Source organism: Nostoc foliaceum FACHB-393, from assembly GCF_014698505.1.
Lineage (GTDB): Bacteria > Cyanobacteriota > Cyanobacteriia > Cyanobacteriales > Nostocaceae > Nostoc > Nostoc foliaceum_A.
Map to the genome: position 1 here is coordinate 1 of NZ_JACJTD010000115.1, position 11095 is coordinate 11095.

Here is an 11095-nt window from a genome sequence, read left to right on the forward strand (position 1 = left end):
AGCGGTCAAATGCTTGGATGGAAAGATGCAAAATCCTCGTCAAGAACTTTGAGAGAACTTTAGCGAATGCGACTGCCAAGGTTAATCTTTGTTTTATTCGGTTGATGGTTAAGAGGCTTGCTGCACCCTCTTAGATGTCAAATGGGTTCTATAGGTGGTGCACCAAATAAGCGGGAATATTCACGGCTGAACTGTGAAGGACTCTCATAACCAACTTGATAGGCCGCACGGGTTGCATCTGCATTTTCAGCCAGCATCAAACGACGGGCTTCCAATAACCTCAATTGCTTTTGATATTGCAACGGACTCATTGAGGTCACTGCCTTGAAATGCCGATGAAATGATGCGGAAGACATTCTCGCTTGCTTTGCCAAATCATCCATGCTCAGTGGCTTTGTAAACTCAGCTTTGATCTGGTTAATCACCTCGGCAATGCGCTGCATCTGGCTGCCGGAGGTCGCAATCTGCCAAACCGCTTCGCTCTGGTCGCCCATTAAAAGACGGTAATAGATTTCGCGAATCATCATCGGTGCCAGGAATGGAATATCTTCGGGCGTATCCAGAAGCCGTGTGAGTCGGGTAGCACACTCAATCAACGGGGCATTTGCATCGCTGACGAACAAGCCTCTGACCGAACTTTCTTTTTGATCTCGACGGCGCTGAATTTGGTCAATAATGTCCCAAAGCCCAGTCGCATCCAGGTTTAGCTTAAAGCATAGATAGGGCTTATCCGCTGTCGCTTCGACAATATTTCCGCTGAGCGGCAGATCGACCGTGACTACGATGTATTGAGCCGTCCCATAGTGATAGGTTTCCTGCCCCAGTAAGGTTTCTTTTTTACCCTGAAGAATAATGCAAAGCGTCGGTTCATACACCGTGCAGAGTTCTGTCGGAGCCACAGATTCTCGCATAAATTCCAACTGAGTGATCGCCGTTGAATGGACACCGTTTCCTCTGCCATCCGTGTGGCGAGTCACTAATCTTGCCAATTCTTGACAAGCATCAATCGTGGTCTCGCGCTTTAGAAATTCATCTGCCATACCAGATCCTGTCAACGTTTAGCGACGTATCGTGAGACATCCCTCTCATCGTTTTACTGCACATATTATAGAGGATTCTTTTGAACACCATCTTGGTGTTTGAGAAAATCAGGCAATAACTTGCAAGGTTTATGTATTCATAACCTTCTTTCCAAAGCCTATGATGAACTCATGCCAAAAGAGCAATGAAAGGATAAGGCAATAAAGGAGAGCGATGCACAAAAGAACTGCCAGTTTTGACAGTAAAGGGTTAAAGTGTTCCGTCACCTTTTACACTCCAGATCAAGCCGCATCTGGTCAACGTTGTCCTGCCATTGTCATGGCGCATGGCATTGGCTTGACCAAAGAGATGGGGCTACCTCAGTTCGCTGAGTGCTTCGCTCAAGCTGGGTTCGTCGTCACGCTGTTCGATTACCGCTACATCGGTGCCAGTGAGGGAGAACCTCGTGGACAAATGCTCCCGACCGAGCAACACGAGGATTACCGCAATGCTATCACCTGGACTCAACTCCAACGTGAAGTTGATCCCAATCGCATCGGTGTTTGGGGCTTCTCCTATAGCGGTGGTCATGTGCTGCATCTGGCGGCATTCGATCAGCGCGTGAAAGCCGTCGTAGCCCAGATGCCGACAGTGAATCTTTTTCTCAACTCTCGTCGTCTGACTTCACCCCTTGACCTCGATAAACTGACAACGTTGCTTTCACAAGACCGCATCAAACGGTATCAAACTGGGGAAGTGAGCTACTTTCCCCTGGTTGCCGCACCCGGACAACCGAGCTTTCTGCCGACACCCGATGCGTACACCTGGGTTGAATCTGCTAAAAGCGCCAGTGAAGGACGATGGGAGAATCGCATCACCTTTGAATCGATCGAGCATTCGCTCTATTACGAACCCGTTCCTCACTTTGAGGCGATCTTTCCCACTCCGCTATGTCTGATTGTAGGTGAGAAGGATTTTCTCGCACCTCCCGACTTAACCGCTGCTGTCTACGCTCATGCGATGGAGCCGAAGTCTTTCACAATCTTGAAGGGTGGACACTTCGACGGTTTCCAGGGAAAGGGCTTCGAGATTGCCAGCACAACTGCCGTGAAATGGTTTAAGAAATATCTGCAACACGTTGAGGCTCCTGTCTTGGAAGTTACTGCCGCTTAATGGACGCTGGAGCAGACTGTTTTTGCGATAGCGAAGCGCTGCTGCGTTCACCCTTGGCGTTGCCGTTAGCGAAGCGGGGCGAAGCCCAGGCTAGCGCAGATCGCATCTTTTCCACGATCGAGGTGCTTTTAATGATGTCTACAACATAGGTGACACTCTTAATCCAAACGTGAGTGTGATGAGTCAAACTTCGTGATTACTGCGGTTTTGTTCCAGTAATTCTAGTTTTGTTACTGAACAATCGATCATCATTGATAGCGGAGTTAACTTCGCCATCACAAAAGATGGTGAATGGAGGAGTGTTTTGGTGTGAATCCATTACTGTTCATGACACAGCGCATTGATGAACAGGAGTATTTCTATGTCTCTAAACAATGAAAGGAAGTAATTAATGTCAGAACAACATCAAGGAACTGCTCAATACGAGCAAAATGGGCAAACTCATGTTCAAATAGCATCTCCACAAGAGAAGCTGCATGACTACGAAAAAGCGATCAAGATACTTGCCTCGAAGATCCAAGGTGAACTGATCCTGCCTGACAACCCTGCGTATGAAGCTGAACGAAAAGTCTGGAATGGTCTCGCTGATGGCTATCCCGCTGCGATCGTGCGTTGCATTGATGCGGAAGATGTCAAAGTCGCTGTCAATTTTGCCCGTGAGCAGGCAATGACGCTCTCTGTGCGGAGTGGAGGGCATAGTGCAGCCGGACATGGCACCAATAACGGTGGGCTGGTGATCGACCTCTCCTACATGAAGACAATGACAATTGATCCGGTACACCACACAGCGCGTTTGGAACCAGGTCTTACCTGGGGTGAGGTTGCCAAAAAGCTCATTGGCATTGACGGCAGGCGACGTTGCCTCCGTAGGTGTGGGTGGCTTGCTACTGGGCGGCGGCATCGGTTGGATGGTCCGTGCCTACGGTTTAACGATCGATCGCCTGCAAGCAGTGGAACTGGTTACGGCAGATGGACAACTGCTGCGTACCAGTGCTGATGAAAATCCCGAACTGTTTTGGGGCTTACGCGGTGGCGGTGGCAACTTTGGCATTGCAACGGCTTTCGAGGTAAACCTGCATCCAGGCGGAACTGTTTTGGGTGGTGCCGTCTTTTATGAGGCAACCGAGGCAGAGCGCATTTTGCGAGAGTATACTCGCCTGGCAGCGGCAGCACCAGATGAACTTTCCACTGAAGTTTTGTTCATGCTGGCACCTCCTGCCCCCTTCATTCCCCCTGACAAACAGGGCACCCCAGTCGTCGGGATTATGGTCTGCTACATCGGTGACATCAGCGAGGGTGAGCGGGTTGTGGCTCCCCTGCGTCAGCTTGCCACCCCGATCGCCGACCTGATCGCTCCCATGCCCTATCCAGAGATTTTTGCGCTTACAGCGGTTGGTGAGATCCCTGGCTTTCAGCATCATTCGCGATCGCAGTTTTTCGAGACATTCTCAGACGAGATGATACACGCATTAGTTGAATCCACTCAATCTGTCATATCTCCTGAAACGTTAGTTTCCCTACGTGTCCTGGGTGGCGCGATGAGTCGGGTCGCGCCTGATGTGACCGCCTTTGCTCATCGCGATAAACAGGGCATGGTGTTGATCGCTCACTTCGCACCATTATCTGCCGATGCTGCCAGTCTCGATGCCCGTACCCAGCGAGTCTTTCGGGCGCTCTTACCCTACGCTAACGGTGCTTATGTGGGTTTCCTGGCGGATGAGGGAGAGCAGCGGATTCGTGAGGTCTATCCGACTGCCACATACGAGCGACTCGTGGCGCTCAAGAACCAGTATGACCCCACCAATCTGTTTCATCGCAACCAGAATATCAAACCCACCGCTACCCCAGCGATGCTCGTTACCTCAGTAAGTTCATAACACTACCTTTACCCCTAAAACAATGAGTACTCAATTCAATCAAAACAAAGTTGCAATTGTTGGACAGAGCGAGAACCTCGATTGGTTCGATACAGTGCCCGGCGAGCAGATGGCTATCCGCGTCCATAGCAAAGATGTCGATGGGGCTTTCACAATTATTGAAGTGAATGTTCCACCGTTTGTAGGACCGCCACTCCACTATCACCAAGATAGGGAAGAGATCTTTGAAGTCCTTGAAGGCAGGTTTCGCTTCCACTGCGCGGGCGAAGAGTTTGAAGTCGGGCCCGGAACATCGGTTGTGGTACCCCGTAACACCGTGCATGGATGGGTGAATCTTGGACCCGGAAGGGCCCGGTTGCTCGGCACCTTCGTCCCCGGTGGCATCGACGAATTCTTCCCCCAAATCGGTCAAACACCGCCCGAAGGTTGGACAGAGCTTGCACGCCAGTACGACACTTGGATCGTTGGAGCGCCTCTGTCTGTTCAAGCTCCATCTTCCAACGCTGCTACTGAACCTGCACTGAATTAACGTGAGTTTGGGATAGGGAGGGGTGGAACAGATACCGTTGAAAGTACTTACTTCTCAACCCATCTAACCACCCCATCCCTATGTCGCGACATAGATGATCGGTTGATGGGGAAAGATTCCTGGCTGTTACCAGCCCGTCAATGTCGCTGTCATTTAATACTCTCAAGCATCCCGTGCCTTTCTCTCATACCGAAGGTCTCGCTGATACAGATGCATTGGCAAACCCCCTGTTTAGACTTTACGGAATTGTCCAATATCCTTAATGGGTGACGTACCAAACATACGAGAATATTCACGGCTGAATTGTGAGGCACTCTCATACCCAACTTGATAAGCAGCATTGGTTACATCGGTCTTTTCGATCCGCATTAGACGACGGGCTTCCATCAGCCTCAACTGTTTTTGATATTGCATCGGACTCATTGAAGTGACTGCTTTGAAGTGGCGATGGAATGATGCGGGAGACATATTTGCTTGCTTTGCCAAATCATCAACCCGCAATATTTTTGTAAATTCAGCTTTGATCTGTTTGATCGCTTCCGCAATGCGCTGCATATGACTCCCAAATGTCGCAATCTGCCGAACTGCTTCGTCTTGTTCACCAATTAAAAGGCGGTAATAGATTTCGCGAACAATCATCGGTGCCAGAAATGGAATATGCTGCGGCGTATCTAAAAGCCGTGTCAGCCTGATGGCACAATCAATCAACGATTCATCAGCATCACTGACGAACAAGCCTCTGACTGAACTTTCTTTTTGATCTGAAATATGCTGGATTTGATCGATAATATTCCAAAGCACAGTCGCGTCCAGACTGAGCTTAAAGCATAGATACGGCTGCTCCGGTGTTGCTTCGACAATCAATCCGCTGAGTGGCAGATCGACCGTGACCACGATGTATTGAGCCGTCCCATAGTGATAGGTTTCCTTGCCCAGTAAGGTTTCTTTTTTACCCTGAAGAATAATGCAAAGTGTCGGTTCATACACGGCACACAGTGCTGTCGGAGCAGTAGATTCCCGCATCAATTCCAACTGCTCAATGGCGGTTGAATGAATACCGTTTCCCTTTCCATGGGTGTGCCGAATCACTAATGTTGCCAATTCTTGACATAAATTGCTTGCTGTACCCCGCTTCATTATTTCAATCACCTTGCTGGATGCTTGAGAAATTCAGCCATTTCCAGACACTATATAGAGAATGTTCCCTCTGGTCAATCCTCTACCTGAGAGTATTAGGCAAGTATGTGCAAGTTTTAGGTATTTAGTGCCAATCCTTTCAATTTTATGATGAACACATTCCAAGGGGAAATGAAAGGATAAGGCAATGAGCAAGGCATAACGAAACTTGCTTTGATAGCTGGATCAATCGGAGGATTGGACAAAAATACGGCTACTCATTCAATGAGATAACGCTGTTATTCACTAATTTTTAGAAGAACAAAGATGTCTCAAAGAACTTGAGTGATTTGTATTGGGCGATCGCTGAACACTGAAATGTAGCCTCGCGAATATATCTATCACGGTTCGTTCTGGGGCAATTACAACGATCTGACCGAAGTCATGGCGCTTGCCTCGCAGGGCAAGGTTCGTCACACGGTCAAAATTATCAACCTCGATCAGGTCAACGAAATCCTCGATCTCCTGCGGATGGGCGATGTTGTTGGGCGGGCGCTCATCAAATTCTGACCGATTGGTTCCGCTACAAAGAAACTCGTGGATCGGCGATTTTGAGAAGCTACCCGTACAAGAAGGAGTGCATATGTTAACTCGCGTAGGATACTTTTTTGTTGCCATCGTTATCGCATGTTTGATGGGAACTCCAACTATGAATGCCTCTGAAACAAAGACCGAAGTGAACAAGCAACTGATTCAAGCCAGTTTTGCTCGCTGGCGCGCTGGAACCGGAGGGCCATTCGAGTTGCTTGCGGCTGATGCTACCTGGACAATTACAGGAAATTCTCTAGTTGCTAAAGAATATGCGTCTCGCAAAGAATTTCTGGATGCGGTGATCCAACCGTTCAACGCCCGATTGACTAAACCGCTATCCCCCACTATCCGCAATCTATACAGCGAAGGTGACACAGTGATTGTGTTATTTGATGGTGAGGCCACAGCAGTGGACGGTAAGCCCTATCGCAACACCTACGCTTGGTTCATGGAGATGCGGGACGGAAAGATTGTCAAAGTCATCGCATTCTTTGACTCAATAGCCTTCGATGAATTCTGGAGGCGCGTGCCGCCGCGCAAGAAGTGATAGAACATTGCCACTTGCAGTACACCGAGCGTAACTGTCTGTTTCAACTTCTTGCTTGAGAAAATTAGGCAATAAGCTGCAAGGTTTATGTATTTATAACCTTTGTCTTAAAGCCTAAGATAAACCCATACCAAAAAGGTAATGAAAGAATAAGGCAATAAAGGAGATCGACCAATGACTCAGAAAACATGGTTCATTACAGGTGCTTCTCGTGGAATTGGAGCCGAAATCGCGAAAGCTGTTTTGGCAGCAGGAGATCAATTAATTGCAACTGCCCGCAAAAAGACCGATCTGGATCAAATTGAGTCGAACCCAAATGTGTTGGCGCTCAGTTTGGATATTACCGATGAAGCTCAGGTGCAAGCGGCAGTTGCAGCAGCACTGGAACGCTTTGGGCAGATCGATGTATTAGTCAACAATGCGGGATTTGGTGTACTCGGCGGTATCGAAGAAACCAGCGCCGAAGAGGTTGAGCGGGTTTATCGCACGAATGTCTTCGGACTGTTGAATATGACTCGTGCCGTATTGCCCAGTATGCGCCAGCGCCGCTCTGGACACATTATCAACCTATCGTCGATCGGGGGCTATCGCTCTACTCCAGGGTGGGGCATCTACTCCTCAACCAAGTTTGCCGTTGAAGGCATTACCGAAGCGCTGCATGATGAGTTAGCGCCTCTGGGCATCCATGCAACGGTGGTAGAGCCAGGATACTTCCGCACCAATTTTCTCGATGGCAGTTCACTCCAGCGCACTGCAATGGAAATTCCCGACTACGCCGAGACAGTTGGTAAAGTTCGTAAAATCGCCTCTGAACTGAGCTATCAACAGCCAGGAGACCCGACCAAGCTTGCCCAGGCGATGCTTCAACTCGCGAATGCGGATACGCCACCGCTACGGTTGCCGCTCGGCACAGACACCCTTCGAGCCATTGCCCAGAAAAACGCTTACGTCGAGCAAGAGACGGCACAATGGCGGACTCTGGCTGAATCCACTGATTACAGATAGTGGAAGATGCTGAAAAAAAGTAGATATAAATAAATGCTTCAAGTTCTCGGTGGCAAGATTACTTCTTACTGAGGACTTGAGCCGCGTCGCACACCGACCACACCAATGGAGCGCCCTCTATTTCATTTTCAAAATCAACATTGGCGAGGTAGAAACACTTTCAATTGCCGATTCCACTTTGAAGCCAAAACGTGTAATTGCTGCCTATATATATTGATCTAACGTTTAGTATTGAGCCGACAATCGTGTAATTTCCATTTAAATGGTAGAGAGAAAAGCATATACTCTGTGGTTGATTTCGGCAGCCCCCATGAAGATCACATCTATGTAACGTTCAAATCCCAAAATTTTTGGGAATACTAAGTTTACGTTTTTACGAGACATAAATACATACTTTACAACCCTGGATAAATTGCAATCTCGATAGAGTTGGCATTTATCCAGGATTTTTTATATGCAATAGGGCATCACTGTGGTCGGGTAGCAGGACTATCACGCCATCCATTCCACCCAATCGGGGGCATCTGCCACCAGTTGAGCAAATTTGTTCGGGTCAAGATCCTCAAACTCCAGCATCACGCCGCAACACTCATCAATCGTTAGGGTACTGAGTAATTCTTTGACAGCATCAACTCCATCCTCCACCCGCTCAATCGCCGCTACTTTGGTTGCCAGTAATCGCTGGTTTCTGGATTGCGATCGTAATGTTCCATCGCCGTTTTTACATCTGTAATGTGTCGATATGCCCACTCACCCAATATTGCCAATGGCTCCACTAGAGAAGCCCCCAGTGGAGTAAGTGAATATTCGACTCTTAGGGGGACGGATAGATACACCTCTCTCTCAACTAAGGGAGATCCAATGTGCGATTCGGTGTGAATGAATCACGGTAATAGTCCGTAAATAACTTCACCAACCAAAATCAGAAATGGTAACGGTTGAACTCTCGGAGGAATGCGGGTGAAAGCCCCGTCTACCAGACTCAGGTATGACTCCCTATCTGCCCACACTGACCAGACTCGGTTTCTGGAGGGTGAAGCTGGGAACAGGGCGCAAACAGACACTTGTTGCGAGGTGACACTGGCGCTAATGGGGAGTTTCTATGGTGAAACAGAGCCTAGAAAAGCAACTTACTCCCAAGCGGGGCGCAACACAAAACCCCCGACCTTACTGAAGCTAACCCCCGCAGCATTCTTATTGGAAATAGCGGCAAGAGTCTAGGGGATTCAGTGGTTGAATTGGCTACACCTAAAGAAACAAAACAATCTCACCGAGGGAACGAATAAAAACGAGTTGAGGGTCAAAGGGAAGGTCGAACCCTTGCGTAGGCTAGACGAGTAGCGGAACTCCCTCAGTTCGGGTAGGACAGACCGTAATTGGTCTGAGGTGTTCAGAATACACAAACCGGAGCAGAGCATGATTAGACACAGTGATAACACTAGTGAATCCTGGAAAACATTACCGTGGAAGAGATTCCGAAGTAACCTATTCCGCCTACAAAAGCGAGTGTATAAAGCTATTCTTGTTGGCGACAAGCGAAAAGCTCAGTCACTACAAAAACTGATTCTGAAATCTACCGCAGCAAGATTACTGGCAATCCGTCAAGTAACACAGCTAAACGCTGGGAAAAAGACGGCAGGAATCGACGGCAAAAAGTCCCTTAACTTTAAGGAACGATTTGATTTAAGTGAACTGCTGAAAGCATCAAGCAATGACTGGAAACACCAGGAATTACGTAGTATATCCATCCCAAAAAAGGGCGGTAGTACCACCAGAATGCTAAAAATCCCTACTGTTGCAGATAGAGCATATCAATGTCTTATCAAATACGCAATAGAACCAGCACATGAAGCTACCTTCCATGCCAGAAGCTACGGATTTAGAACGGGACGCTCGGCACATGATGCTCAGAAAATCTTGTTCCACAACCTAAGCTCAAATGCCAACGGAAAGGATAAGCGAGTTATAGAACTCGATATTGAAGCGTGCTTCGATAGGATAAACCATGCTGCCATTATGGATAGACTCATCGCTCCTAAGAGTATAAGGCAAGGAATCTTCCGATGTCTCAAAGCCGGAGTTAATCCAGAATTTCCTGAACAAGGAACACCACAAGGCGGGGTGGTAAGTCCACTATTAGCTAACATTGCGTTGAATGGGATAGAGTCAATACATCGGTCAGTACGGTACGCCGATGATATGGTAATCATACTCAAGCCTAATGAAAACGCGTTAGAAATACTTGACAGAATTAGCCAGTTTTTAGCAGAGCGGGGAATGAAATTCAGTGATAAAAAGACAAAGCTAACCGCCGCAACAGATGGTTTCGATTTTCTAGGCTGGCACTTTCAAGTCCAGAAAAACGGAAAGTTTAGATGTTTCCCTTCAGCGGATAACTACAAAGCTTTTCGCAAGAAAGTAAAAATCATCATCAACAACTCGAATTATGGAGCTACCACAAAGGCTGAGAAATTAGCCCCGGTAGTTAGAGGTTGGAGGAACTACCACCGCTTCTGCAAGATGGACGGGTCAAAGTTCTCACTGTACCATGTCCAAAACAGAGCGTATAAGGTACTCAACAAGGAAAGCAAGCAGAATCGCTATACCAGTAAGCAATTACTAAACAAAGCATTCCCAGCAATCCCTTACTCCGAAAATAAACACATCAATGTCAAAGGAGAAAAATCACCCTATGACGGAGATTTAACGTACTGGAGCGAGCGTAATAGCAAGCTCTATGACAACCATACCTCTTTTGCCCTTAAGCGGCAAAACCATAGATGTGAACATTGTGGACTAAAAATGCTCAGTGATGAGAAGGTACATCTCCATCATTCAGATGGAAACCATAATAACTGGAAAAATAATAACCTTCTAGCCATTCATGAAAGCTGCCACGGTTACATCCACATGAGCAAAAGGGTAACTCCCTAAGAATATCGGGAGCCGTGTACACAGAAATGGGTACGCACGGATCTAAATGAGAGGTGCGGGGAATAATATCCCCCATCGACTCAACCAAATAAATCAGCCCAGCCGTATCAATAATATTTTTGGCAAAACCGAGAGATTTAGGCGATGAAAGCCCTCAAGGCGAAAGCGACGGCTGGGCTGATTTATTCAAGGCTTGTGCCTAACCCATAGCGCTCTAAATTTCGCAGATTCTGAATCAGCATTTTCGGCGATACACCAACAATCTGTTGTTTGAGTTGGCCATATCGCTTTTTGCCTTGAGTC

The 11095-nt window shown here is 47.7% G+C and carries 14 protein-coding genes and 1 pseudogene; 10 read left to right on the forward strand and 5 right to left on the reverse strand.

Translation table 11 applies throughout. The annotated features are described in order from the left end of the window. Positions 1–137 precede the first annotated feature (137 nt). Positions 138–1040, reverse strand: coding sequence for an AraC family transcriptional regulator (locus H6G92_RS36680; RefSeq protein ID WP_190901521.1), 903 nt, complete (start codon positions 1038–1040; stop codon positions 138–140). A gap of 214 nt (positions 1041–1254) precedes the next feature. Here H6G92_RS36680 and H6G92_RS36685 point away from each other — a divergent pair, with 214 nt between their 5' ends. From H6G92_RS36685 to H6G92_RS36700, 5 genes and pseudogenes are all read left to right on the forward strand, one after another. After that, positions 1255–2193, forward strand: a complete 939-nt coding sequence (locus H6G92_RS36685; protein WP_190901523.1) for an alpha/beta hydrolase — start codon at positions 1255–1257, stop codon at positions 2191–2193. Next, on the forward strand, positions 2193–2342 hold the full coding sequence (locus H6G92_RS36690) for a hypothetical protein (RefSeq protein ID WP_190901525.1): 150 nt from the start codon (positions 2193–2195) through the stop codon (positions 2340–2342). Before H6G92_RS36685 ends, H6G92_RS36690 begins: the two co-directional genes overlap by 1 nt. Positions 2343–2584: 242 nt before the next feature. Continuing rightward, a pseudogene (locus H6G92_RS40045) lies at positions 2585–3125 on the forward strand (FAD-binding oxidoreductase); the annotation flags it as partial. Positions 3126–3785: 660 nt separating this feature from the next. Next, entirely contained in the window at positions 3786–4070 is a 285-nt protein-coding gene (locus H6G92_RS41275; protein WP_242059482.1) for a BBE domain-containing protein, read from the forward strand. Between the two features lie 22 nt (positions 4071–4092). Beyond that, on the forward strand, positions 4093–4599 hold the full coding sequence (locus tag H6G92_RS36700; protein WP_190901528.1) for a cupin domain-containing protein: 507 nt from the start codon (positions 4093–4095) through the stop codon (positions 4597–4599). A 231-nt stretch (positions 4600–4830) separates the two neighbouring features. On the opposite strand, the gene H6G92_RS36705 is transcribed toward H6G92_RS36700, so the two are convergent. Continuing rightward, positions 4831–5736, reverse strand: a complete 906-nt coding sequence (locus tag H6G92_RS36705; protein ID WP_190901530.1) for an AraC family transcriptional regulator — start codon at positions 5734–5736, stop codon at positions 4831–4833. A gap of 423 nt (positions 5737–6159) precedes the next feature. On the opposite strand from H6G92_RS36705, the gene H6G92_RS40690 reads away from it, so the two are divergent. The 3 genes from H6G92_RS40690 to H6G92_RS36720 all read left to right on the forward strand — a co-directional run bounded on the left by H6G92_RS40690 (position 6160) and on the right by H6G92_RS36720 (position 7858). After that, a complete protein-coding gene (locus H6G92_RS40690) occupies positions 6160–6285 on the forward strand; it encodes a hypothetical protein (protein ID WP_277926935.1) in 126 nt (41 codons plus the stop codon). 232 nt (positions 6286–6517) lie between these two features. Then, positions 6518–6853 (forward strand): nuclear transport factor 2 family protein, encoded by a 336-nt coding sequence (locus tag H6G92_RS36715; RefSeq protein WP_199345128.1) that lies wholly within the window; start codon positions 6518–6520, stop codon positions 6851–6853. A 174-nt stretch (positions 6854–7027) separates the two neighbouring features. Further along, on the forward strand, positions 7028–7858 hold the full coding sequence (locus H6G92_RS36720) for an oxidoreductase (protein WP_190901534.1): 831 nt from the start codon (positions 7028–7030) through the stop codon (positions 7856–7858). 492 nt (positions 7859–8350) lie between these two features. Here H6G92_RS36720 and H6G92_RS36725 read toward each other — a convergent pair whose 3' ends face one another. Both H6G92_RS36725 and H6G92_RS41280 read right to left on the reverse strand, forming a co-directional pair. Further along, positions 8351–8602 carry a hypothetical protein gene (locus tag H6G92_RS36725; protein WP_390625530.1) on the reverse strand — a complete coding sequence of 84 codons (252 nt, stop codon included), beginning with the start codon at positions 8600–8602 and terminating at the stop codon, positions 8351–8353. After that, on the reverse strand, positions 8518–8694 hold the full coding sequence (locus H6G92_RS41280; RefSeq protein WP_390625529.1) for a winged helix-turn-helix transcriptional regulator: 177 nt from the start codon (positions 8692–8694) through the stop codon (positions 8518–8520). The genes H6G92_RS36725 and H6G92_RS41280 overlap by 85 nt, the downstream gene beginning before the upstream one ends. A 124-nt stretch (positions 8695–8818) precedes the next feature. On the opposite strand from H6G92_RS41280, the gene H6G92_RS36735 reads away from it, so the two are divergent. Beyond that, on the forward strand, positions 8819–9079 hold the full coding sequence (locus H6G92_RS36735; protein WP_190901537.1) for a hypothetical protein: 261 nt from the start codon (positions 8819–8821) through the stop codon (positions 9077–9079). A 195-nt stretch (positions 9080–9274) separates the two neighbouring features. Further along, positions 9275–10792: a reverse transcriptase domain-containing protein gene (locus H6G92_RS36740; protein ID WP_190901538.1), complete on the forward strand. Its 1518-nt coding sequence runs from the start codon at positions 9275–9277 to the stop codon at positions 10790–10792. Between the two features lie 182 nt (positions 10793–10974). Here the strand turns inward: H6G92_RS36740 and H6G92_RS40695 are convergent. Continuing rightward, positions 10975–11095, reverse strand: a 121-nt coding sequence (locus H6G92_RS40695) for a winged helix-turn-helix transcriptional regulator (protein WP_199345129.1), incomplete at its 5' end; no start/stop codon positions are given.